This window comes from Hyphomicrobium nitrativorans NL23 (assembly GCF_000503895.1).
Lineage (GTDB): Bacteria > Pseudomonadota > Alphaproteobacteria > Rhizobiales > Hyphomicrobiaceae > Hyphomicrobium_C > Hyphomicrobium_C nitrativorans.
In genome coordinates, this window is record NC_022997.1 from 2,792,518 (window position 1) to 2,816,636 (window position 24,119).

Genomic DNA, 24,119 nt, shown 5'->3' on the forward strand with positions numbered 1-24,119 from the left:
CCCTTGCTTCGCCGGTTGCCACGCTGCCCCCGGTCCCCCCCCCCCCCCCCGGGGGGCAAAGCGTCTCTAAGGAGAGTGGACGATGCCGCGGCCCAAGAAGAAGAACGAGCACCTGCCTTACGGCGAAGGCCAGCGGGAGCAGTACGGCGAGGGCTTCGCTTATCGTAAGCACGACCTCTCGAAGGGTGCCGACAAGGTCAACGACCTCGGCGGGTTTGCGGGCGGCGCGCGCCCTAAGAAGTCGGTTCCAGATCCTGAAGAGCCTGAGGGCGACTGAACCGACCCTTCTGTCCGCTCCATTCCGCGTGATTAACGCGGCGAACGCGCGCTGAATTTTGGCTCATTGCACGCCACCTCTTGGCGGCAGTTTTTCATGCGACGTCCTGCTTCTCGACTCCCTCAATCGTCAGCCGTCAGATATGCTGCGCCGCAACATGCTGCCTTGCGCCGCGCGGGATCCCTCCTCCATGACAATTTGCCTACAGACACAGGTTGCGGCGGACGTGCCCACATTTTATGCACTTGCCGCACAACAAGGATGCAAAACGTCAGGAGCAGGAATGTCACACGACAATCTTCTCGATCAAGCCCTCGTCCGCCTGGACGAGGCGGCCGCACATCTCAGCATCGACCCGGATGTGATCGAGAAACTCAAGTACGCGCGCGAGACGGCCAAGGCGCGGCTCATGATCCGCATGGACGACGGATCGCGCAAATCGTTCATCGCCTGGCGCTGCCGCTACGACGACACGCGCGGGCCGACCAAGGGCGGTATCCGCTTTCATCCCGACTCGGACGTCTTCGAGGTCGAGACGCTGGCCTTCTGGATGACGTTCAAGTGCGCGGTGATGAACCTGCCCTACGGCGGCGGCAAGGGTGCGGTGCGCGTCGATCCGCGCAAGCTCTCGAAAGCCGAGCTTGAGCGCCTGTCGCGGGCCTACATGCAGGCGTTCGCGCGCGTCATCGGCCCCAACCGCGATATTCCCGCGCCCGACGTCTACACCAACGCCATGATCATGGGCTGGATGGCCGACGAGTATGCGCAGATCGTCGGACAGACGGAGCCGGCCGTCATCACCGGCAAACCGATTGCGCTCGGCGGCTCGCTCGGACGCGACGACGCGACCGCGCGTGGCGGCTACTACCTCGTTCGCCATCTCGCGACCGATCTCGGTCTCGGTCAAGGCGCGCGTGTGGCCGTCCAGGGCTTCGGCAACGCGGGGCAGCATATCGCGAGCCTGTTCGCGGCCGACGGTCATAAGATCGTGGCCGTCTCGGACTCGTCCGGCGCCGTCAAGTGCGACAGCGGGCTCAACCTCCAGAAGCTGTTCGCAGCGAAGGCCAGCGGCCAGTCTGTCAGCAGCACGGCCGGGGAGGATGGGCACGAACTCATGTCGGCGGACGATCTCGTCGGCGTCGATTGCGATATCCTCGCGCCTTCCGCGTTGGAAAACATGATCCATGAAGGCAACGCGGCGCAGGTGAAAGCGAAGATCGTGCTCGAACTGGCCAACGGGCCGGTGACATCGGAAGCCGATGCGATCCTGGAGAAGAACGGCATCGTCGTGCTGCCCGACATTCTCGCGAACGCCGGTGGAGTGACGGTCTCCTACTTCGAGTGGGTTCAGAACCGCCAGGGCTTCTACTGGACCATCGAAGAGATCCACGACCGCTTGAAGACGATCATGGAACGCGAAGGCCGTGCAATCTGGGACATCTCGCGAGAGAAGAACATCTCGATGCGCACTGCCGCCTACGTGCACGCGCTCGGACGCCTCGCGGAAGCGATCGAAGCGCACGGCACGCAGAGCTTCTTCACGAGCTGAGCCTCACCCATCCGCCCCCATTGATGTGCCCTGAGGAATATGTTCGATAGCCTCAGGGAACGGGAGCGGATGGGGTATGTCCGGCACGATCTACGATCTGGCGATTATCGGCGGCGGTATCAACGGCGCCGGTATCGCTGCCGATGCCGCCGGGCGTGGCCTCAGGGTCGTGCTTTTCGAGAAGGGCGATCTTGCCTGCGGAACTTCGTCTGCAAGCTCGAAGCTGATCCATGGCGGATTGCGTTATCTCGAACAGCGCGAATTCCGGCTGGTGCGGCATGCGCTCGCCGAGCGAGAGGTTCTCCTCGACCGGGCGGCGCACCTGATTCACCCGTTGCGGTTCGTCATCCCGCACGCCGCCGGCATGCGACCGCGCATCGTGATGCGGGCCGGGCTCTTCCTCTACGACAGTCTGGCGCGCCGCCGCCGTATTCCCGCGTCTGCATCGGTGGATCTCACGCGCGATCCGATGGGAGCCGCGCTGCGTCCTGAGTTCCGGAACGGGTTTTCCTACCACGATTGCTGGGTCGACGATGCGCGGCTCGTTGCGATCACCGCGCTCGATGCTGCCGAACGCGGCGCGCACATCCTCACGCGGGCCCCCGTCACGCGCATCGTGCGCGAGGGCGAGGGCTGGCGGATCGACGCCGAAGCGGGCGGCGCGCGACACGCCTTCTCCGCGCGCGCGGTCGTGAATGCCGCCGGGCCGTGGTGCGCGGACGTCGCCGCGCTTGCAAGGCCGGAAGGGGCCGGTTCCAAGGCGGCTGTGCCAATGCTGAGACTGGTGCGCGGCACGCATATCGTCGTCCCGCGCATTCCCGGCGCGGACGATGCCCTTCTCCTGCAAAACGCCGACGGGCGCGTCGTGTTCGTGCTGCCGTTCGGCGCGCGCTTCACGATGATCGGCACGACCGAGGTTGTCGTCTCAACGCCCGCCGAGGGCTTCGTGGCAAGCGCGGAGGAGGAGGCGTACCTGATCGAGGCGGCCGGACGTTATCTGTCTCATCCCCTCACCCGCACGGACATCGTGTGGCGGTTCGCGGGCGTTCGCCCTCTCGTCGATGACGGGGCTGCAACCGCATCCTCCGTCACGCGCGATTGGCGGCTCGATCTCGTTCAGCCGGCCGGATCCGCTCCGTTCCTCAATGTCATCGGCGGGAAGATCACGACGTTTCGCCTGCTGGCCGAAGCGGTGCTGGACCGGCTTCGGCCGTTCTTCCCCGGGATGGGAGGTGCGTGGACGGCGCACGCGCCGCTGCCAGGCGGAGATGTGGGACCGCATGGCCTCACGGGTTACCGCGCGGATCTCGCACGACGACGGCCGGGGTTCGCACCCGAAACGCTCGACCGCCTCGCCGCGCTTTACGGGACGCGCGCAGATCGCGTCATCGGAGATGCCGCACACGATGCAGATCTCGGAGCAGCGCTCGGCGGAGGGCTGACCGAGCGCGAGATCTGCTATCTCCGTGACACCGAATGGGCGCGTACGGCGGAGGACGTTCTCTGGCGGCGCACGAAGGCGGGGCTCGATCTCAGCGCCGGGGAACGGCCAGAGGCAGAGGCCAAGATCGCGCGCCTGGTCTCTCGCACGTAATCGCTTCACGCCTTATCCGCCTGAGGCGTGAATGATCGGCCTCACCAAAGAGATAGAGCGTGATCCAAGTTCAATCGAACTGATCAGCTTCAGAATGCGCTGCGGATCAATCCGCCTTCGGCGCGGATATTCGACCCATTGATTGCGGATGCGCGCTCGGAGCAGACGAAGGACACCACATCGCCGATTTCCTTCGGATCGATCAACCGCGCAATCAGCGACGATGGCCTGTTCTCCGCCATGAAGCGCCGCTCGGCCTCTGCGAAATCGAGGCCGGGGTAAACACCCGATATGAATTTTTCCACGCCCTCGGTGCGTGTCGGGCCGGGGAGCACGGAGTTGACGGTCACGCGCGTTCCCTTGGTCAGTTCCGCAAGAGACCGCGAAATGCCGAGCTGGATCGTCTTGGTGGCGCTGTAGTGCGCCATCTCGGGCGCCGGGCTGATGCCGGACTCGCTCGATATGAAAACGACGCGGCCCTTGCCCCGGTCGATCATGCCTTTCAGATAGTGGCGCGCCAAACGCACACCACTCATGACGTTGACCTCGAACAGCCGCTGCCAGGCTTCGTCCGTTTCGTCGAAGAAGCCGACCGCCTCATAGATCCCGAGGTTGTTCACCAAGATGTCCGCAGCAGGAATGGCGGCGATCGTCACAGCACATCCCTCGGCCGTGCCGTTGTCGGCCACGAGCGGAACGAGATCGGCCGCGGGGTGCGTTTTGCGGACGTCCTCGATCGCTTTGCCGACGGCGGCCTCGCTCCGGCCGTTGATCGTGACGCGCGCGCCCTCGGCCGCAAGCGAGCGGGCAATCTCAAGGCCGATGCCGCCGGAGGATGCGGTCACAAGAGCTGTTTTGCCAGCAAGATCGAGGTCCATGAGATCTCCTTATGTTTCTCTCTACGTCGCACAGCGGCGGCGGCCCTTGCAAAGACGGCATGGGACGTTGGCGGACCGTCTTTTGCGAGCAGGCTTTGCGTCATCTGGGGAGACCGATCTCAACGCTCAAGTGGCGCGGCCGACGGAAGTCGAGCGCTCGTTTCGTTCAGAACGAGCAACCCAACCGTTACAGCGGTGGCGTGCGGGCCCTTGCGTTTTCTTCCTGGCGCTTCACGAATCATTTAGGCTGTAAATGTTCATAATATAGCGTACGGTGCGCTTCGCCCCATCTGGACGGGGCGTTCTTTCTTCTTTGAATTCAACGCGTTATGCGTGTCGCCATAGAATTGACGGCATCTCGGTGCGGATGCTCTGTCTATTGTCCAAATTAGCACATGTTCAGATGTATGCATAAGCTGTTAAAGAGACACCGCTGTCGTTCACATGCGGTTTCCGCATCGCTTGGTCGAAGTGCCCATCCATGAATTCATCCCCCGACTTGTCCCGCTCTCAGCAAGGCATTCTTGCAGTCGGGGCAGGTGTGCTCGGCGCCGCGATCGTCGCTTTGCTGGCTATTTCAGACTTCGATCTGACCCCTATCCGGACGTTGCGGTCCGTGCACGTCGGCGGTGGCGGCACGATCATCTCGACCCAGTACAATCCCTTCGCCATCCTCGCCATCGCGCTCGTCGGTCTCGCCATCGTCGGGGCGTTCGCATGGCTCATTGCCCGCTTTGCGCCACTGCTCGCCAGCGCGAGCTTCGCGAGCATCGGTGGCACATCGAGCGCCGTCGCGAGGGCGGGCCAACGCATCGAGCGCGAGCTTTCCAAGGTGCTCGAACTGATCCGTGGACATATTTCCTCCAACGAGAGCTACGCAAAGTCCCTCGCCAACGCGCAATCGCGCCTCTCCGAGCTTTCCGAGGGCGAACAGGTTCGCGTCATCGTGAGCCTGCTCGTTGCCGAGAACGAGCGGATGCGTCGCGACAGCAGCGAACTTAAGGTCAAGCTCGAAGAGTCCCAGCGGCAGATCGAGACGCTACGCTCCAATCTTATCGAAGCAGAAGAGGTGGTGCTCAGAGATCCGTTGACGGGCGTGGGCAACCGGCGGTGCTTCGACATCGAGATCGAGAAAGCGATCGCGGACAGCCGCGATAGCGGCGCGCCGCTTTCGCTTGTCATGTGCGACATCGACCACTTCAAGCGCGTCAACGATGACTTCGGCCATCAGGTCGGCGACGAGATCATCAAGATGTTCTCTCGTGTCATCGAGGCGAGCGTGCGCGACGGCGACACCGTGATCCGCTATGGCGGCGAAGAGTTTGCGATCATCCTGCCAAAGGCCGGCCAAGACGTCGCCAAATCGATCGCCGAACGCATCCGCCGGCAGTTCGAAAGCAAGAAGCTCACGGTCCGCGAGACAAACCAGAAGATCGGACAGATGACGGCATCGTTCGGCGTCGCGGAATACCGTTCGGGAGACGATACGGAACTGCTCGTCCAGCGCGCGGACACCAAGCTTTACGACGCAAAATCGGGCGGGCGAAATCAGGTGTCGACCTACGGCGACAATTAAGGCGTCGCCCTCGCCACGCTCCTTTGCTTCCGCTTAGACCGTTGCCTGCTCGTGCTTTTTCGGGGGCAGGAACCGCGTCCGTTTCTCGCTCTTTGGCGCCGGCTTGACGATTTGGGCGTACTTGGCGATGGGAAGCGGCTTGCCGATCAGATAGCCCTGCACTTCACTGCAACCCAAATCCCGCAACATTTCGAGTTGGAATTGCGTCTCGACGCCCTCGGCTATGACGGGGCGGCCAAGGGCGCGGCCGAGGCTCAGGATCGAATTGACGATCGCCGCAGCATCCGTGTTTTCGACCATGTCGGCGATGAAGCTCCGGTCGATCTTGATACGGTCGAAGGGGAACGACCGCAGCGTGCTCAACGAGGAGTACCCGGTTCCGAAATCGTCAATCGCCACGCTGACGCCAAGCGCCTTCAGCCGCTCCAACGTTCTCATCGCCGCATTCGAATCGTAAATGAACAGGCTTTCCGTCACCTCGATCTCAAGGCGGCTGGGATCGACGTTCGAGGCACGCAGCGTTTCCTCGACGAGGTGGGCGAAATCGACATGGACGATTTGCGCCGGCGACGCATTGACGGAAACGCGCAGATGCTCCGGCCACCGCGCGGCCTGGGCCAACGCTTCCCGAAGGACGAATGCGCCGATCTCGGCAATGACGCCGCACGCTTCCGCCGCGGGAATGAACTTCTCGGGCGACACGAAACCGTGGATCGGATGTTTCCAGCGTAGCAGCGCTTCGAACCCGACGATGTCGCAGCTCTCGACATGAGCCTGAGGCTGGTAGACTACGGAGAGCTGGCCTGCCGCTGCGGCAAGAGACACATCGCGCTCGAAGGAGCGGCGGGCGTGCTTCTCGGCATCCATTTCACACGAATAGAAGGCATAGCCGGAGCGGTTGTCCCGCTTGACGCGGCAGAGCGCGGTATCGGCGTGCCCCATGAGGCCATCGAGATCCTTGCCGTCGCCCGGGAAGCAGGCAACGCCGATGGACGCCGCAGCCTTGACCTCGACATCCGCTTCGAGGCCGTATCGGCCTGAGAGCTGCTTGCTCAGCCGCTGCGCGAGAGAGACGAACTCTCCGCGATCCTCCCCTTGTGTTTTCACAATGAGAAATTCGTCGCTACCAAGGCGCGCGACCAGATCGGCTTCGCCTGTGATGGCGCGAATTCTATCCGCGACGCGGCACAAAAGCTGGTCGCCGGCCTTGTGGCCCCGAAGATCGTTGATCGCGCGAAAGCCGTCGAGGTCGATGTAGAATACAGCGACTTCTTTGCCGATCGCGTGTGCGCGGGCGAGGATGTCGGAGAAGTGCTCCGTAAGCAGCGCGCGGTTACCAAGGCCGGTCAGCGTATCCGTGTAGGCCAGGTGGTGGATACGGGCCTGCGCTTCCCAATGCTCTATGGCGAGCGCGCAGAGATGCGCACAAAGTTCGACGATGTACTTTTCGGTCTTGCTCGGCTTGCGTGCGGTCGAAAAATAGAAGGCAAACGTGCCGACGACGCGCCCGTCATGCGATTTGATGGGGCTCGACCAACACGCCCTCAATCCGAGTGCCAGCGCGGCATCGCGGAAATCGACCCAGCGCGGATCGGTTCGGATGCTGCGCACCTCGACGGGCTCACCGTAATAGGCAGCGCTTCCGCACGAGCCGATCATCGGGCCGATCGCCAGGCCGTCGATGCCGCGGGAGTAATCGTCGGGAAGCGACGGGGCCGCGAGCGGACGCAGCCGTCCTTCCGAATCCACCCGGATGACCGAGCAGATGGTGCCGGGCGCAATCTCCTCAGCGCGGGCGCACAGGAGGGTCATCACATCGTGCAGGGGCTTACCGGACGCAACCGCTACGAGAATTTCATGCTGAATGTCCTTCAGCCGTTTCTCGATAGGCTCCGTGCGTCGTTTTCTTTTGGTTATCACCTCGGCCTCCTCCCGCGTCGGGACGCGATAATCCGGGGGCCTCCAAGCTTTTTCGTTTATCGCTCTTTTCGGCCGGCTTGAGTGTCGTTTTATGTCACAGGAGGCGTTGCTGAAATTTTAATATGTGACACTAAACAGCGTGCAGAAAAGGGTTTTTCCGCTTCAATCCGACAACGGCACGCTTTATGCGCGTTTTCGAACGGTTTCTGCTGCGCGAAAACCGTTCCTATCGGCGGCGGTGTAGACGGCCTTCAGAGACAACCCAGACCGGGAATTCCACACACGTACTGATCCATAAAGCGGTTGATGCAACAGGCTTGGTTCGCCGGGCATTGCCATGTCTTGGTGTCACCGGCATTCGTTTTTGCCGTACAGGTTTTCTGGCCCGCCTTGGCCCTGGTCCTGGATTTGGCTTTCGCCTTCGTATCGGCAAACGCTGACGGTTCCGCGAGCCAATTGAGGCTCCCCATGCCTGCCGGGCCGGCGATAGTCAGGACGGCAGCCAAACACAACGTTACGATTGCGCGTGTCATGTTCCGCACTCCAGGATCGGTTGCGTGAGCAATTCCATCGCGATGATATGCGCTCAAACGCTGCCAATTTCCAGCGACGGGCGCGAGCCGAGCGCGCAAAATCAAAGCGGCGGAGCTTTCGCCCCGCCGCCTACTTGTCTCAATCATTCGTTGTGCGGCTCTTAAGCTGCCCGCATTCGATCTAGTTCCGGCCCTTGTCGACCAGCTTGTTCTTGGCGATCCACGGCATCATCGCGCGCAGGTTGGCGCCAACCTCTTCGATCTGATGCGCGTCGTTCACGCGGCGGATACCCTTGAAGCGCGCGGCGCCGCCCTTGTATTCCTGCATCCATTCGGACGTGAACCGGCCGGTCTGGATGTCGGCCAGGACACGCTTCATCTCCGCCTTGGTCTCTTCGGTGATGATGCGCGGGCCCGTGACGTACTCACCCCACTCGGCGGTGTTGGAAATCGAGTAGTTCATGTTGGCGATGCCACCTTCGTAAATGAGGTCGACGATCAGCTTCACCTCGTGGAGACACTCGAAATAGGCCATTTCCGGCGCATAACCGGCCTCAACCAGCGTCTCGAAGCCCGCGCGGATCAGCTCCACGAGGCCGCCGCAGAGCACGGCCTGCTCGCCGAACAGGTCGGTCTCGCACTCTTCCTTGAAGGTCGTCTCGATGATGCCCGAGCGGCCGCCGCCCACACCCGAGGCGTAGGAGAGACCGAGATCGAGCGCGTTGCCCGACGCGTTCTGGTGGACGGCCACGAGGCACGGCACGCCGCCGCCCTTCTCGTACTCGCCGCGAACGGTGTGCCCAGGCCCCTTCGGAGCGACCATCAGCACGTCGACACTCGCCTTCGGCTCGATCAGCCCGAAGTGCACGTTCAGGCCATGCGCGAACGCGATGGCGGCCCCGTCCCGGATGTTCGGAGCGATCTCGTCACGGTAGATGTCGGCCTGCAACTCATCCGGCGTGGCCATCATCATCAAGTCCGCCCACTTGGCGGCTTCGGCGACGGTCAGGACCTTGAGGCCATCGGCCTCGACTTTCTTGGCGGTTGCCGAGCCGGCCTTCAAGCCGACGGCAATCTCCTTGACGCCCGAGTCCTTGAGGTTCAGCGCGTGCGCGCGGCCCTGGCTGCCGTAGCCGATGATGGCCACCTTCTTGGACTTGATCAGGTTTATGTCGGCATCACGATCATAATAGACGCGCATCGCTCTCTCTTGCGGTTGGATTAATGGAAGGTGAAGGGATAAGCGCCGGGCCCTGAAAGGGCGTGAAATCCGAGCGCACGGGAAATTTCGGCGGACGTTACACCGGGCATCGGCGCCGTTTCAACGGCCAAGACGGCCGAAGCCTGAGCGAGCGGGACATGAGGACGCGCGCCCGGGCGCTTCGTGATTAACAGAACGGAAGGGTGTATCGGCGCAGGATAGCGGGCCCCGAACCCCTCGCCATCGGTTTTGCCATGCGCTCCCTCACAGTCGCCCGCGTATCTCTCCTCGCAGCCATGTCCGCCTTTCTCGGCGGATGCGGCGACAGCGGGAAAGCGACCGGCGCCAACACGAGCACACGCGGCGTGATCGCGAGCGCGTCCGATTGCGCGTCCTTCGGCCCCGGCGCCGTGGACGCGTGTGCGGAGGCCATCGAGCGGGCCGTTACCCAGCACGAGGCAACCGTCGCCCACAACAACATCGAAAGCTGCGAGAGCGCGGCGGGCGCCGGCAGGTGCGAGCGCGCGGCGTCCGGTAAATATCGCGTGCGTCTCTCCGCATTCCTCGTCACGCTCGGCGGCTCCCCGCGGGCGGAGCCGCTCTACCCTGCTCCAGCGGGCACGGTGGGCTTCGTCACCGCGAACAAAACCACGCTCGCGGCCAGCGACCACAGCCTCGCGTTCTCGCGGCTGGCGACCTCCGTTGCCGAGGCGCAGGCTGCAAGCAACGTCAAAGGCAAAAAGCGCTCGATGTTCTAAGCGGCGAGAGGCCTGCATCACATCGCTGCCGCGCCACGGCCGATGGCGGCGATGCCCGTGCGCGACACCTCGACGAGGCCGAGCTCCGTCATAAGGTTGATGAAGGTCTCGATCTTGCCGGGCTTGCCCGTGACCTCGAACACGAAGTGCTCGATCGACGTATCGACGACCTGCGCGCGGAAAATCTCCGCCATGCGCAAGGCTTCGAGCCGCTTTTCACCCTTGCCGACGACCTTGACGAGGGCGAGCTCGCGTTCCAGCGAGACGCCCTCCGCCGTGAGGTCGCGCACGCGATGCACCGGAACGAGGCGTTCGAGCTGATGCTTGATCTGCTCGATCACGGCAGGCGTGCCGCGCGTGATGATGGTGATGCGCGACAGATGCTTCTCGTGCTCGGTCTCGGTCACGGTCAAGCTGTCGATGTTGTAGCCGCGGCCAGAAAAGAGACCGATAACACGCGCGAGAACGCCCGGCTCGTTGTCGACGAGCACCGACAGCGTGCGGGTTTCGACCTCCTGGCGAAGAGCGGGGCCCGCGTAGTGCGTCTGAGGATTGGGGTTGATCATTTGGGCTTGCTCTTCTGTTGTCCTTGAATGCTGTCGGCAGCCTCGGGAAAAACGAGCGCGAGGAACACCGGAACACCGTGCTGGTCGACCAGCTTTTTTAAATTGTCGGCATAGGCCTGGGATTTTCCATACTGCCCGAACCCGTGCGCGATCCGCTCCGTCATGCCGCGCGCCAAATCTTGCGGCGACGGGACGCCGAGCTTTTCGAGCATCTCGGGCGGCATGCGCGCGTAGACCTTCATCAGCGTGCGCGTCTCCAGGTAGTCCTGGACGATGCAGATCTCGTAGCCCTCGCCGTAGGTCGAGGAGAGGCTGTGGGTGCGGTAGCACGCGTCGATCAGGTCGTACGCCGCCTTGGCGCCCTTGGCGCGGTGAAGTTGCCCGAGCCGCTCGGCCGCCCCGCGGATGGTCGCGACCTGATCCCACGCCGGCGTTACGTCTTCAGCGCCAGCCCCACCGCTTCCCGGCGCCTCACCGCCGAGCGCCCGCACGCTCACGCCGCTACCGAGCGCGAGCAATGCTGCAAGCCCGGCGACGACAGCGAGACGCGCGTGCGCGGCTTTCCTCACACCAGCACCTTGCCTTCCTTGCCGATGGCCTTCGACACCTCCTCGTCGGAGACGTTCTCGCCGAGGAGCATCTCGTTGTGGGCCTTCCCTGACGGGATCATCGGGAAGCAGTTCGCGAGCTTGGCGACGCGGCAATCGAAGATCACGGGCTCCTTCGAGTTGATCATCTCGCGGATCGCGTCATCCAGATCAGCGGGATGGTCGCAGCGCATCCCCTTCCAACCGTAGGCTTCCGCGAGCTTCACGAAATCGGGCAGCGCCTCCGTGTAGCTCTCGGACAGACGGTTGCCGTGCAAAAGCTGCTGCCACTGCCGCACCATGCCCATGTACTCGTTGTTCAGGATGAACACCTTCACCGGCAGGCGATACTGCACGGCGGTCGAGCATTCCTGGATGTTCATGAGGATGGACGCATCGCCCGCCACGTCGACGACGAGCGACTTCGGGTGCGCGAGCTGCGCACCGATGGCGGCGGGAAGACCGTAGCCCATGGTGCCGAGCCCACCGGATGTCATCCAGCGGTTCGGCTCCTCGAAGTGGAGGAACTGGGCGGCCCACATCTGATGTTGACCGACCTCCGTCGTGAAGTAGACATCACGGTCCTTGGTCAGCTCGTGCAGACGTTCAAGGGCGTACTGCGGCATGATGTAGTCCTTGGAATTCGCGTAGCTGAGCGACTTCTTCGCGCGCCAGCCGTCGATCTCCTTCCACCACGACTTGAGCGCGTTCTTGTCGATCTGCGGGGCCTTCGCCTTCCATACGCGCAGCATCTCTTCGAGCACGTAGGCGCAGTCGCCGATGATCGGGAGATCGACCCGGACGTTCTTGTTGATCGAGGACGGATCGATATCGACGTGGATCTTGCGCGATCCGGGCGAGAAGGCGTCGATGCGGCCCGTGATGCGGTCGTCGAAGCGGGCGCCGATGTTGATCATCACGTCGCAGTCGTGCATGGCGAGGTTGGCTTCGTACGTGCCATGCATCCCGAGCATGCCGAGCCACTGCTTATCGGACGCCGGATAGGCGCCGAGGCCCATGAGCGTCGAGGTGATGGGATAGCCGGTGAGGCGCACCAGTTCGCGCAGGAGCTGGCTTGCCTTCGGGCCCGCGTTGATCACGCCGCCGCCCGTGTAGAACACGGGACGCTTGGCGGACGCCATGATGTCGACAGCATCGCGCACGAGGGCCGCATCCGGCTTCACGCGCGGCTTATACGTCTTGTGCGCGATGTTCGACGGGCCGACGTAGTTGCCGGTCGCGAACTGGATGTCCTTCGGGATGTCGACCACGACAGGGCCGGGGCGGCCAGCCTTGGCGATGTAGAAGGCTTCGTGCAGAACGCGCGCGAGGTCGTTCACATTCTTCACGAGCCAGTTGTGCTTCGTGCAGGGGCGCGTGATGCCGACGGTGTCGCACTCCTGGAACGCATCGTTGCCGATGAGGTGCGTCGGCACCTGGCCGGTGATGCAAACCAGCGGGATGGAATCCATGAGCGCGTCGGTGAGGCCGGTCACGGCATTGGTCGCGCCGGGGCCGGAGGTGACCAGCACCACGCCGACCTTGCCCGTCGAGCGCGCGTAGCCCTCGGCCGCGTGCACCGCGCCGCCTTCCTGGCGAACCAGGATGTGGCGCACCTTATCCTGCTGGAACAATTCGTCGTAGATCGGCAGCACCGCGCCGCCGGGATAGCCGAAGATGTGCTCGACGCCCTGATCCTGGAGCGCCTTGATGACCATTTCGGCGCCCGTCATCGTCCGTGCCATGAACTCTCTCACCCTGTGCTCTAAGGGAAACCCCGGTATGGAGCCGAAACCTAAGAGCGCGAAGAGATGGGGTCAAGGCTCATGCTTTAATAAAATCGCACAACTGCCGCGGCAAACTTTGCATATCTTGCGTATCTTGCCATTTCCACGCACTCATATTGCTTTTAAGCCATGTTGTCTGCCGTTTCGCATATTGCCGCGACTCGGCCTTGGCGCCCTCGGCCGCCTCTGTCGCATTCACCCGCCCCGCCAGCATGTCCATCAGCGGACGCACACCAAGCGCTCTCATGAGCGGAAGATCCGGGTCGAGCCCGAGATGCGCGAGGGCGCGCACTTCTTCGATCGCGCCCTCTTCGATCATGGCATCGAAGCGGGCGTCGATCCGTTGCCGCAGCACCTCACGCGGAGGCGAGACGACGAGCGGAAGTGCGTCGTCGAGTTGTATGACGGGCTCGCCCGGCACCTCCTGCCACTGCGCGAGCGAGACGCCGGTCGCCTCAAGAACTTCGAGCGCGCGCACGATGCGCTGCGGGTCGCTCGGGCGGAGGCGGGCCGCCATGACGGGATCGCGGGCGGCGAGTTGCGCATGGAGCGATGCCGCGCCCTGCTCGACGGCGGCTTCGCGCCAGCGTGTACGGATCTCCGCTGGGATCGGGGGGATCGGCGACAGCCCTTCGAGCAGCGCTTTGAAATAGAGCCCCGTCCCTCCGACGACAATGGGGAGCTTTTCCGCCGCCCGCGCCTCGGCTAGGGCGATGCGCACCTCATCCGCGTAGCGCGCGGCGGAATAGGCCTCGTCGCCCGGCACATGCCCGTAGAGCCGATAGGTCACAGCGCCCGCTTCCGCCTCCGACGGCCGCGCCGTCAGAATGCGGAGTTCGCGGTAGACCTGCATCGAATCCGCATTGATCACGATGCCCGACAGTTGCTCGGCCAGCGCATGAGCAAGCGCGGACTTGCCGGAGGCGGTCGGCCCTGCGATCAGTATGGCGACAGTTTTCTTCATGGCTTCATCTGCTGGAGCATTCGGTGGCACTCTTACACCTATTCTCACGCCAGCATCCCTTCAAAAGGAAGCGCGTCACGGCGCTTGCGGCCAGGACGCCAGTGTGGGTGCTGCTGCTGGCCTTCGTCGGGCTCATTATCGTTTCGGCGGCCGGGCTCGCCCTGCTGGAGTGCCCACCCGCACTCGGCGCGTTTGTTCGCGACTGGGTTTATTTCTGTGGCTTCTTTGTCGGTGCGGAGGAACTTCTCGACCGGGAGGAACCGCTCGGCATCTGGTGGGTTCCGATCCTCGCGGGCGTGATCCGAATGCTTTTGCACGCCGTGCTGCTCGGCGTCGTCGTGTTCAAGCTGCTGGTCCCCCAGAAGCTGTTCGTTTTCCGCAAACGTTTCTTCGTCCGGCGCAACGGAAAGGGCGAGTGGGAGCTGCTGATCCGGCTCTACAATGCCACTGCCGCAGAACTCGTCGACCTCAGCTTCGAGGCTTTCGTGAGAACACCGACGCTCGCCGATGCCCGCCCCGCAGACCCGAGCGCACCAACGCCGCAGCACAGCCTCAAGGTCGTCCCTTTCGTGAGCAACGCCCGTATCACGCTCGACACAAAGAAGGACTGGCCGATCTCGATCAAACACGTACCCTATAGCCTGCCGATCGCGCTTGAGCCCGGCGACGTCTGCGGCAGCGGATCGGACGTGCTTCTTCGGCGCATCCAGGGCCATTCGATCACCCCGATGGGGATGACGGGCAACAAAGGAGAAGCGTTTCTGGTGGTGATCGCACGCGGACGCGTTCCGAGCCTCGGGAGCGAGTTCGTCGATACGCACTGGTTTCAGCTCAGCGGAGAGGCGCCCGCGCGTGAGTACGAATTCGGCGACTTTCACGATGTCATGGTGCAGCCCGGCTCCACGCCGAGACGGGCCGGCGGGCGCTCGGAAGATTGGGAGGGCTGGAAAGAGTTCGACGAGGCCCGCCCCGTGAATGCGCCAAAGTCCACGCGTCAGATGATTTTCGGCTACGGCTCGCTCGTCGATGTCGGGCGGCTTAGCGAGTTTCTCACCGAGCACGGGCTCGCGCTCGGCGATTATCGGTACGTGACGATCACGGGATGGAGACGTTCCTGGAGCGTCGCCATGGACAACCGGGAGATCGTGCCGGATTACAAATACTATATCGACCGCGCGACCGGCACACATCCGGACGTGTATGTGGCCTTCCTCAACATCGAACGGGTGCGAAAAACGGATATGCCGGCGGGCGCTCCACCTCCCGAAGTGGCCGGTGTGCTGTTCGACATCGACGAATCCGTGCTCGCCATTCTGGACAGGCGCGAGAGAAATTACTGCCGTTGCGACATCACCGACCAGTTCCCCGGCATCGAGGGGCGCGTTTGGGTCTATCTCGGCAGCTCCGAAGCGGAGGAGCGCTATCGCGTCGGCTTGATGGAGCGGTCGGTCGTCATCGACTCGGCTTACAAGCAGGCGGTGGAGAGCGCCTATCGCACCGCGGACATCGTCTATACCGTGGATCAGGATCCGCGATTGCGAGAGATGGATCTCCAGCGGATCGATACATAATCTCTTCTTTCCACTCCTGAACCGCAGCCGGACCCGGACTCAACGCTCATGTCCTCGCGTCTCATCGGCACTCTCGTACTGACGGCCGCACCCTCCTCCGGCCATCTCACCCAGGGCATCGTCGACAATGTTCGCGAGACGCTTTCCGGAGCCGGTGCGGAGGGTGACTGGCTTGCACCGGGCGAAGCCTGGGAGACCGAGATCTACCTCGATCATAAAGAGGCTGACGAGGTACGGCGCTCGGCGGAGACGGCGCTCGGTTCCGCGCCGGTCGACATTAATCTCGTCGCGATGCCGCAGAGCGCTCGCCGCAAGCGTTTGCTGTGCGCGGACATGGAAAGCACGATCATCAGCGAGGAGCTGATCGACGAGATGGCCGAGACGGTCGGCTGCCGCGCCGAGATCGCCGCCATCACGGGGGCTGCGATGCGCGGCGAGATCGACTTCGAGGGCGCTCTCGTCCAGCGCGTCGCGTTGTTCAAGGGATTTGCGGCCAACAGGCTCGACGACATTCTACGCCGCGCGACGCTCATGCCCGGTGCGGCCACGCTGCTGCGGACGATGAGGGCGAACGGGGCAAAATGCGCGCTCGTCTCGGGCGGCTTCACGTGCTTCGCGGACCCCATTGCGCGCCGCCTCGGCTTCGACACGGTCGTCGCAAACGAACTCGTGATCGAGAACGGGACACTCACGGGCGAGGTCCGGCCGCCGATCGTCGGCCCGAACGGCAAGGCGGATGCGCTCGCCCGCCTCGCAGCGAAACACGGGCTCGATCCCTCCGATACGCTGGCGGTCGGCGACGGCGCCAACGATCTCGTCATGTTGCAGACGGCGGGACTTGGCGTCGCTTTCCGGGCCAAGCCGATCCTGGCTTCTGCGGCCCGCTCTTCCGCATCCGGGGCCGTCGTCGCGCACGGCGACCTCACCGCGCTGCTTTATCTCCAGGGCATTCCCGCCATCGCGCACGTTTCGTGACGGTGCGTCGCACCGCACGCCGTTTGACAAACGCGCCTCATTTCTATACTTATATTGTCAAGTTTATATAACCCATAGGGAGAAAACATGTTCTCACGCTTCGGCCGTGTCGCCGCCGTCTCGCTGCTCGCCTGCTCTCTCGCCGGCAATGCCTTCGCCGAGGAGCATGTCGTCGAAATGCTGAACACCGACGGCGAAGGTAAGCGCATGCTGTTTCAGCCGGACTTCATCAAAGCAAATGTTGGCGATACCGTGAAGTTCGTCCTCGCCCAAATGCCCCATAATGCCGAGTCGATCCCCGAGCTGTGGCCGGAAGGCGTGCCGACGTTCAAGGGCAAGCTCAACGAAGAGATCACGATCACGATCGAGAAGCCCGGCATCTATGGAATCAAGTGCATGCCGCACTACACGATGGGCATGATCGCAATGATCGTGGCCGGTGACGAGCCTCCCAACAAGGATCAGCTCGACACCTACAAGCCCAAGGGCAAGGAATCCACGAAGCGCTTCGAGGAATTCAAGGCGCAGTTGGCCGCTCAGTAAGCAGCGTGCAATCCCGCCATATGAGGACGGCCCGTCGAGGTTTCGACCTCGGCGGCCCGCTTATCTTTGGCCAGGCTCTTTCCGACGGTTGCACATCGCGGTCAATCGTCGAACGGGCGTTCGGGGTCGAAGTTCGGCCCAGCGGGCTGCGGATAGGCCGCCGACGGCAGGGGTGACGCGGATGCGCCGGCAGACTCGAGCGCGGCCGCCAGTTCCTCGCGGGCGCGCTCCGCTTGCCTCTGGCGGCTCCAAAGGCTCGCATACAGCCCTTCTTTCGCAATCAATTCGGCGTGCGTGCCCTGCTCCACGAGCCGCCCCTTGTCGAGTACGAGGATCGCATCGGCGTGGACGATGGTCGAGAGGCGGTGGGCGATGACGAGCGTCGTCCGGTCGGCTGCCACGCGGTCGAGCGCGTCCTGGATTTCCTTTTCGGTGTGGCTGTCGAGGGCACTCGTCGCTTCGTCCAGCATCAAGATCGGCGGGCCTTTCAGGATCGTGCGTGCGATCGCGACGCGCTGTTTCTCGCCGCCGGAAAGCTTGAGGCCGCGCTCGCCCACCATCGTTGCGTACCCCTGAGGAAGGGTTGCAATGAATTTGTCGATCTGCGCGAGGCGGGCCGCGGCATGCACGTCTTCGTCGCTCGCGTCGGGGCGACCGTAGCGAATGTTGTAGAGGATCGTGTCGTTGAAGAGCACGGTATCCTGCGGCACGACGCCAATGGCCGCGCGGAGCGATGTCTGCGTCACGTCGCGGATATCCTGACCGTCGATGGTCACGGCGCCCCGGTCGATGTCGTAGAAGCGGAACAGAATGCGCGAGATCGTCGACTTGCCCGCACCCGACGGGCCCACGATGGCGACCATCTTTCCGGCCGGAACCTCGAACGAAATGTCGTGAAGGATCTGCCGGTCGCCGTCGTAGGAGAACGACACGTTGTCGAAGCGCACCGTGCCTTCGCGGACGACGAGCGGTTTCGCGCCCGGCCGATCCTCCACCTCGGGCTTCTCCGCCAGCAGCGCGAACATGGTTTCGAGGTCGACGAGACCCTGCTTGATCTCGCGATAGACCATGCCGAGGAAATTGAGCGGCATAGAAAGCTGGATCATCAACGCGTTGATGAGCACGAAGTCGCCCACTGTATGCGTGCCCGCCATCACGCCGGTGGCGGCGAGCCACATCACGAGCGTCATGCCAACGGTGTAAATGGCGGCCTGACCCGCATTCAACATGCCAAGCGAATAGTAGGTTTTGACGGCGGCCTTTTCGTAGCGCGCCATCGAAGCATCGTAGCGGCGGGCCTCCGCGTCCTCGTTTCCGAAGTACTTCACCGTCTCGAAGTTCAGGAGGCTGTCGATGGCCTTGGTGTTGGCCTCGGTATCGCTCTCGTTCATCTCGCGGCGGATGGCGATGCGCCGCTCGGACGCGACGAACGTGTACCACATGTAGACCGCCACGGTGGCCAGCAGGATCAGCACGTAGCTCCAGTCGAAGTAGAACACGAGCAATGCAGACACGAGCACAAGCTCGATCACAGTCGGCGCAAGCTGCATCACGCCCATGCGGACGATGAGATCGATGCCGCGCGTGCCGCGCTCGATCACGCGCGAGAGGCCGCCCGTGCGCCGCTCCAGATGGAAGCGCAGCGAGAGCTTGTGCAAATGGCGGAAGGTGCGGTTGTTGAGTTCGCGGATGGCGTGTTGGCCGACGCGCGTGAAGAGTACGTCGCGCATCTGATTGAGCGCCATCATCAAGACGCGCCCTACGCCATAGGCGACGATCAGCATGGAGACGCCGAGGACGAGCCCCTTCGCGGCGGCTTCCGCGGCGGTCATATCTGTTGCGAGCCAGTCGGTCACCGTCTTGAACGCCACCGGCACGGCAACCGTCACGAGCTTGGCGATCACAAGCACGACCAGCGCGCCGATCACTTCCAGACGGAGATCCGGCCGGCCGGCCGGCCAGATGAACGGCAGCAAGCTCCGAAAAACCGTCCAGTGGCTCGTTTCGGCGGAAAGGCCGAGCAAGTCCGGCCGCTCGCTCCGGCTCGCCTGCGATGTCGCGATGTTTCTGGGTCTCATGTCTCTCAATGCGCTACGTGCGCAGGTCCGTATCGGATCAGCGCCAAACGGCGGGGCCCCTGGCGAAGCAGGCGAGAGACTTAGCCTCTTTTGTCATTGGGTGGCCAGCGTGCAATCCCTTCGCCCGCTGAGTTAGATGCCGGTGCGCCCCGCCTTGCGGCCCACTCGGATGCGCTTGGCGCAGCGTTTCGTGCAGCACTTCTTGGCGTCCCTCACCCGATCCGGCGCGACGGAGCGCGCGGCGCGCGTCGACACCCGGCTGGAGACGCGTCGCTGAACCCTCTGCCACAGCGTTGCCTCACGGCGCTTCACGGTTCGCGCGCGCTTTTTGTGCGCATAGGACGGCTTGCGCCACTTGCATCCGAGCGCGCTGCGCGGGCGCCCCGCGCGTTGGGTCGATACCTTCGCGCGGTGGGCGCGGGCCTTCATCCGAACCTTCTTTCTCGGACTTACGGCGCGACGCGGGGCAGCTTCGGTGTTGGCCGCGGCAGCGACGCGCGTCGCCTCATGCGTTTCACGCGTGGCGGCAGTCTGCGCCGCTGTCGTGCGTGGGCTCTCCGCGACATCCTCTGCGACCGCGTCGGTGGTGCGGTCGGGAGACGGCGTCTCTTCCGCATCCGCGCGTGCCGCTGCGGCTGAGGCGTCTTCCTGCTGCGTGCGCTCGTCGGCGGCGATCTCCGCCTTTTGCGCCGGCTGGGCCTTTGCGGCCTTTTCCGCCGCCTCCGCTCTGCGCCGCTCTACGGAGAGACGCCGGGCGTCTTCCAACGTGCGCCGGGCGGCGGCCGCATCTGCCAGCACCTGCGCTTCGGCCGCTTTCTGCGCTTTCAGAGCCTCGTCGGTGCGCCGGCGCGCTTCGGCTACGCGGCGCGCCTCCTCGGCTTTGCGTGCGGCTTCTGCCTGCTCGGCGGCAAGTCGCACCTTCTCGACGTCTTCCGCCTGCCGCTTGGCTTCCGCGACGCGACGCTCTTCCTCGGCTTTACGCGCCGCTTCCGCCTCAACCGCCTTGCGCGCCGTCTCGGCCTCTTCGGTCTTACGGCGCGCTTCGTCTTCGGCACGCTGCGCGACGGCCTCTGCTTCTGCGACGCGGCGCGCTTCCTCGGCCTTTTTCGCCTCGCTCAGCTTGTCCTCGGCGGCCTTCAGCGCCTCCTCGGCGTTGCGGGCGGCGTCTCTGATGCGCTGCTTTCCGGCTTCGTCGGCCTCGGTAAACTCTTCGAGCTTCTGCAAGCCGTCGGCGATCTGCCGGTCCAGTTCCTGCTTGCGCCTAGCGAGCTCCGCCTTGCGCTGCTCGGCGCGAGCGCGCTCCGCGTCCGCCAGATGGACCGCCGGAAGCTCTCCTGCCGTTGCCATTTGCACCGCCTCGCGTGAGGTGTCCGCCTCGCGGGCGGCATCGCGGGCGACGGCTTCGGCGCGCTCCTCCAGGCTCTTCCATTCCGATTCCGCCTGCTGGCGCGCTTCGGCGATGGCGCGGGTTTCGCGGTCCAGCCTGCTGTCGGAGGCATAAGGCAGAGCGGGCGCCGGGAGGCCCGCCACCTCGTAGGCGCGGTCCAGCCAGAACGAGAGGTAGCCCATCGCCGTATCGATCGCGCCCCATATCCGGCCCCATAGGCCCGACGGCTCATCTGCGGCGGCTTGTTGCTCCCCTATGCCTGCGGCTGCGCGCGGCGTGGAGAGCCTGCCCGCCACCTCGACCTGATAGGTGCGTTGCGCGCGCTCCAGCCACTCCGTGACCTGACTGAACGCCGTACCGTCGTGTTGAGCGACCTCGATCCGCTCCGCAGGCGACGGCGTGTCCGCCCGCGCATCCGGCGAAACGTGCAGTCCGCACAGCAGCACAGCCAGCCCGCAGACCCCTGGAATATTTGTGAAATTTTCGTTCCGCCCCGTACTCATTACGCAACCCACTCCCCACCCTTGCGCTTCCCGCGCTTTGTTCTTGGGGCGAGACTACGGCACCCGTTGGCAGGGGAGCAAAGGAAGTTCCAAATTTTCTTAAGCTGACGGGTCGATTACCCCGGACGGCTGATGCTTTTCAGCCTCGCCATTGGCAGACACGCCGTCACACCCCATTTGTAAACAGGAGGTTAATCTCGGCGCTGCGGCGCCATCCTCACACATAAGGAACTCCGTTGAAACATCCACCACCTGCCTCTGCCCAGCGTACCCGTGCCGGTCAAACCGGCGCGCGGGCCAACACTCATGGAAAATCGGACATGCGTGCTCGTCCCGACACGGTGCGTAGCGTCTGCGTGTATTGCGGCTCGGGGCACGGCGAGAACCCCGTCTATGCGGATGCCGCCCGCACGCTCGGCCGGGCGCTGGCAGACGCAAACATCGGCCTCGTCTACGGGGGCGGCGGGCTCGGCCTCATGGGCGAAGTGGCGCGCGCAACGCTCGAAGGCGGCGGCAAGGTCACGGGCATCATCCCCGACTTTCTCTCCGAACGGGAGCAGATGCTGCACGATGTCTCGGATCTCATCGTCACCGCCGATATGCACGAGCGCAAGCGGCTGATGTTCGAGCACTCGGACGCGTTCGTCGCGCTACCCGGCGGCATCGGCACGCTGGAAGAGCTGGTCGAGCAGCTCACGTGGGCACAGCTCGGGCAGCACACCAAGCCGATCGTGGTCGCCAATATCTCCGGCTTCTGGAGCCCGTTCCTGCATCTGCTGGAGCACATGCGCAGCCAGGCCTTCATCCGGCCGGGGCTCGAAGTGAGCTATGGCATCGTGACGGACGCGGCCGAGATCGTGCCGCGCCTGCAGGCCATGCACGCGGAGGCGGGCCCCGTTCCCGAGCCCGCCACGCTCATCAAATTCTGAAATCAGAACCCATGCAGCGCGCGATCAGTCTTTCGCGCGCTCGACGTAGGAGCCGTCCGCCGTCATGACGACGACGCGCGTGCCGGAGGCGATATGCGGCGGCACCATGATGCGGGCGCCGTTTTCGAGCTTCGCAGGCTTGTAAGACGACGAGGCCGTCTGGCCCTTCACCACGGGGTCCGCCTCGACGATCTCGAAGGTGACGCGGGCGGGAAGCTCGATGGCGATCGCGTTGCCCTCGAACAGCGAGAGCTTGCAGGACATGTTTTCCTGCAGCCAGACCGCCTGATCGCCGATCACATCTTTCGAAACGGCGATCTGGTCGTACGTCTCCGGCTCCATGAAGTTGAAGCCCATGTCGTCTTCGTAGAGGTAATTGTAGTCTTTCTCTTCGAGGAAGGCTTTCTCGACCTGGTCGGTGGTGCGGTAGCGCTCGGTCACTTTCACGCCGTCCGAGATGCGGCGCATTTCGAGATGGGTGACGGGGGTGCCCTTGCCGGGGTGGATGTTCTCCGCCGAGATGACGACGGCGAGTTTGCCGTCGAGATCGAGAACATTGCCTTTACGAATCGAGCTTGCGATCACCTTGACCACGGTCTTCTCCTGCTGAACGTGTTGCGGCCCGGCGCTCATCACAGCCTTGGCCGCTGCCCAGCGCGGGGCTCTCGTCTTTGTCGAGCCCGCCGACGCACGCCTCAGGCCCAGAGACCCGGCGCAATCGTGGTCCGAAAATCGTGGCGCTTCATACTCTGGATCGGGTTCGAGGCCAAGGGGCGGGGCTGGGACACTCCAGATCGCCGCTCAAATCGGCTTGATGCGTCCCTGCGTGCCTCGATAGGGTGCGCCGCACAGCGCCTCACAGCCGCATTTTCAAGGACCGCGTCTCATGCCCCTTCCCTCCCCCTGGTGGGATGCCGACCGCCACCGGGATCGCCGGCCGGGCCTTCTCCTACGGGGGCGGATCAAGGCGGCCCTCCGGGCATGGTTTACGGATCAGGGCTTCGTCGAGATTGAGGCGGGTGCGCTCCAGGTCTCGCCGGGTAACGAGACGCACCTCCATGCCTTCGGGACAGATCTCGTCGGCACCGACCTCGAACGGCAGCGGCTCTACCTTCACACATCGCCCGAGTTCGCGATGAAGAAGCTGCTGGCCGCGGGCGAGGACAAGATCTTCACGTTCGCGCCGGTCTACCGGAACCGGGAGCGCGGTGCGCTCCACGCGCCCGAATTCACGATGCTCGAATGGTATCGCACCGGCGTGCCCTACGAGACGCTCTGGGAGGATTGCGCGGCGATCCTGGCGCTTGCGGCGCGCACGGCGGGGCGCACGACATGGACTTGGCGCGGGCGCGAAACGGAGATCGACAGCGCATTCGAGCGGCTTTCCGTCGATGATGCGTTCGCGCGTTTCGCGGGATTCCGGCTGCTCGACACGTGCCCCGGCGGACATGGGAATCGCGACGCGCTGGCGGAGCGCGCGGCTGCGGCCGGCATCCGGATCGCGGACGACGACACTTGGTCCGACATTTTTTCGCGTGTGCTGGTGGAGAAGATAGAGCCGCGCCTCGGCTTTCCGCGGCCGACGATATTCTACGACTATCCGTCTCCTGAAGCGGCGCTTGCGCGACCCGTGCCAGGGCGGCCGGAAGCCGCGGAGCGGTTCGAGCTTTACATTGCGGGCGTGGAGCTCGCAAACGGCTTCGGCGAGCTTGGCGATGCTGGCGAGCAACGCCGCCGCCTGATGCATGAGATGGACGAGAAGGCGCGGCTCTATGGCGAGCGCTATCCGCTGGACGAGGATTTCCTGGCTGCGCTGCCGCATATGCCGGCGTCCGCCGGGGCGGCGCTCGGCTTCGACCGGCTCGTGATGCTGGCCGCAGGTGCGTCGAACGTCGATCAGGTGATCTGGACACCGTTGACCGATGAGCGCAAGTAAAGGCGCG

21 protein-coding genes are annotated in these 24,119 nt (G+C 63.9%); 10 read left to right on the plus strand and 11 right to left on the minus strand.

Annotation, left to right across the window (positions count from 1 at the left end; translation table 11 throughout):
• Window positions 1-82: 82 nt before the first annotated feature.
• The 3 genes from W911_RS13025 (at window position 83) to W911_RS13035 (ending at window position 3,420) form a co-directional block, all read left to right on the plus strand.
• Window positions 83-277: a hypothetical protein gene (locus W911_RS13025; protein ID WP_023788010.1), complete on the plus strand. Its 195-nt coding sequence runs from the start codon at window positions 83-85 to the stop codon at window positions 275-277.
• A gap of 283 nt (window positions 278-560) precedes the next feature.
• Window positions 561-1,826: a Glu/Leu/Phe/Val family dehydrogenase gene (locus W911_RS13030; RefSeq protein ID WP_023788011.1), complete on the plus strand. Its 1,266-nt coding sequence runs from the start codon at window positions 561-563 to the stop codon at window positions 1,824-1,826.
• Between the two features lie 76 nt (window positions 1,827-1,902).
• Entirely contained in the window at window positions 1,903-3,420 is a 1,518-nt protein-coding gene (locus W911_RS13035; RefSeq protein ID WP_023788012.1) for a glycerol-3-phosphate dehydrogenase, read from the plus strand.
• Window positions 3,421-3,509: 89 nt separating this feature from the next.
• Here W911_RS13035 and W911_RS13040 read toward each other — a convergent pair whose 3' ends face one another.
• Window positions 3,510-4,298 (minus strand): SDR family NAD(P)-dependent oxidoreductase, encoded by a 789-nt coding sequence (locus W911_RS13040; protein ID WP_023788013.1) that lies wholly within the window; start codon window positions 4,296-4,298, stop codon window positions 3,510-3,512.
• A 481-nt stretch (window positions 4,299-4,779) separates the two neighbouring features.
• Here W911_RS13040 and W911_RS13045 point away from each other — a divergent pair, with 481 nt between their 5' ends.
• Window positions 4,780-5,874, plus strand: coding sequence for a GGDEF domain-containing protein (locus tag W911_RS13045; RefSeq protein WP_081717734.1), 1,095 nt, complete (start codon window positions 4,780-4,782; stop codon window positions 5,872-5,874).
• A gap of 33 nt (window positions 5,875-5,907) precedes the next feature.
• Here the strand turns inward: W911_RS13045 and W911_RS13050 are convergent, their stop codons facing one another.
• The 3 genes from W911_RS13050 to ilvC all read right to left on the minus strand — a co-directional run bounded on the left by W911_RS13050 (window position 5,908) and on the right by ilvC (window position 9,528).
• Window positions 5,908-7,794, minus strand: coding sequence for a putative bifunctional diguanylate cyclase/phosphodiesterase (locus W911_RS13050; RefSeq protein ID WP_023788015.1), 1,887 nt, complete (start codon window positions 7,792-7,794; stop codon window positions 5,908-5,910).
• A gap of 251 nt (window positions 7,795-8,045) precedes the next feature.
• Window positions 8,046-8,327: a hypothetical protein gene (locus W911_RS18210; RefSeq protein ID WP_144083598.1), complete on the minus strand. Its 282-nt coding sequence runs from the start codon at window positions 8,325-8,327 to the stop codon at window positions 8,046-8,048.
• Between the two features lie 181 nt (window positions 8,328-8,508).
• Window positions 8,509-9,528 carry a ketol-acid reductoisomerase gene (gene ilvC, locus W911_RS13055; protein ID WP_023788016.1) on the minus strand — a complete coding sequence of 340 codons (1,020 nt, stop codon included), beginning with the start codon at window positions 9,526-9,528 and terminating at the stop codon, window positions 8,509-8,511.
• 254 nt (window positions 9,529-9,782) lie between these two features.
• On the opposite strand from ilvC, the gene W911_RS13060 reads away from it, so the two are divergent.
• Window positions 9,783-10,286 carry a DUF1190 domain-containing protein gene (locus tag W911_RS13060; RefSeq protein WP_023788017.1) on the plus strand — a complete coding sequence of 168 codons (504 nt, stop codon included), beginning with the start codon at window positions 9,783-9,785 and terminating at the stop codon, window positions 10,284-10,286.
• A 17-nt stretch (window positions 10,287-10,303) separates the two neighbouring features.
• On the opposite strand, the gene ilvN is transcribed toward W911_RS13060, so the two are convergent.
• The 4 genes from ilvN to miaA all read right to left on the minus strand — a co-directional run bounded on the left by ilvN (window position 10,304) and on the right by miaA (window position 14,190).
• Window positions 10,304-10,852 (minus strand): acetolactate synthase small subunit, encoded by a 549-nt coding sequence (ilvN, locus tag W911_RS13065; protein WP_023788018.1) that lies wholly within the window; start codon window positions 10,850-10,852, stop codon window positions 10,304-10,306.
• Window positions 10,849-11,421 carry a hypothetical protein gene (locus W911_RS13070; RefSeq protein WP_023788019.1) on the minus strand — a complete coding sequence of 191 codons (573 nt, stop codon included), beginning with the start codon at window positions 11,419-11,421 and terminating at the stop codon, window positions 10,849-10,851. Before W911_RS13070 ends, ilvN begins: the two co-directional genes overlap by 4 nt.
• Window positions 11,418-13,184 carry an acetolactate synthase 3 large subunit gene (locus tag W911_RS13075; protein WP_023788020.1) on the minus strand — a complete coding sequence of 589 codons (1,767 nt, stop codon included), beginning with the start codon at window positions 13,182-13,184 and terminating at the stop codon, window positions 11,418-11,420. The genes W911_RS13070 and W911_RS13075 overlap by 4 nt, the downstream gene beginning before the upstream one ends.
• Before the next feature lie 79 nt (window positions 13,185-13,263).
• Window positions 13,264-14,190 carry a tRNA (adenosine(37)-N6)-dimethylallyltransferase MiaA gene (gene miaA / locus W911_RS13080; protein WP_023788021.1) on the minus strand — a complete coding sequence of 309 codons (927 nt, stop codon included), beginning with the start codon at window positions 14,188-14,190 and terminating at the stop codon, window positions 13,264-13,266.
• Between the two features lie 23 nt (window positions 14,191-14,213).
• Here miaA and W911_RS13085 point away from each other — a divergent pair, with 23 nt between their 5' ends.
• The 3 genes from W911_RS13085 (at window position 14,214) to W911_RS13095 (ending at window position 17,279) form a co-directional block, all read left to right on the plus strand.
• Window positions 14,214-15,761, plus strand: coding sequence for a gamma-glutamylcyclotransferase family protein (locus W911_RS13085; protein WP_144083599.1), 1,548 nt, complete (start codon window positions 14,214-14,216; stop codon window positions 15,759-15,761).
• A gap of 48 nt (window positions 15,762-15,809) precedes the next feature.
• On the plus strand, window positions 15,810-16,736 hold the full coding sequence (gene serB, locus W911_RS13090; protein ID WP_023788023.1) for a phosphoserine phosphatase SerB: 927 nt from the start codon (window positions 15,810-15,812) through the stop codon (window positions 16,734-16,736).
• 87 nt (window positions 16,737-16,823) lie between these two features.
• Entirely contained in the window at window positions 16,824-17,279 is a 456-nt protein-coding gene (locus tag W911_RS13095; RefSeq protein ID WP_023788024.1) for a pseudoazurin, read from the plus strand.
• Window positions 17,280-17,380: 101 nt separating this feature from the next.
• Here the strand turns inward: W911_RS13095 and W911_RS13100 are convergent, their stop codons facing one another.
• Together W911_RS13100 and W911_RS13105 are read right to left on the minus strand one after the other, a co-directional pair.
• Complete coding sequence (locus W911_RS13100) at window positions 17,381-19,357, minus strand: ABCB family ABC transporter ATP-binding protein/permease (protein ID WP_023788025.1); 1,977 nt, start codon at window positions 19,355-19,357, stop codon at window positions 17,381-17,383.
• A 132-nt stretch (window positions 19,358-19,489) separates the two neighbouring features.
• Window positions 19,490-21,247, minus strand: a complete 1,758-nt coding sequence (locus W911_RS13105) for a hypothetical protein (RefSeq protein ID WP_144083600.1) — start codon at window positions 21,245-21,247, stop codon at window positions 19,490-19,492.
• 320 nt (window positions 21,248-21,567) lie between these two features.
• Between W911_RS13105 and W911_RS13110 the strand changes: the two genes are divergently transcribed.
• Window positions 21,568-22,176, plus strand: coding sequence for an LOG family protein (locus tag W911_RS13110; RefSeq protein WP_023788027.1), 609 nt, complete (start codon window positions 21,568-21,570; stop codon window positions 22,174-22,176).
• Window positions 22,177-22,200: 24 nt separating this feature from the next.
• Here the strand turns inward: W911_RS13110 and efp are convergent, their stop codons facing one another.
• Complete coding sequence (gene efp, locus W911_RS13115; protein WP_023788028.1) at window positions 22,201-22,809, minus strand: elongation factor P; 609 nt, start codon at window positions 22,807-22,809, stop codon at window positions 22,201-22,203.
• 253 nt (window positions 22,810-23,062) lie between these two features.
• Between efp and epmA the strand changes: the two genes are divergently transcribed.
• Window positions 23,063-24,112, plus strand: coding sequence for an EF-P lysine aminoacylase EpmA (gene epmA / locus W911_RS13120; protein WP_023788029.1), 1,050 nt, complete (start codon window positions 23,063-23,065; stop codon window positions 24,110-24,112).
• Window positions 24,113-24,119 lie beyond the last annotated feature (7 nt).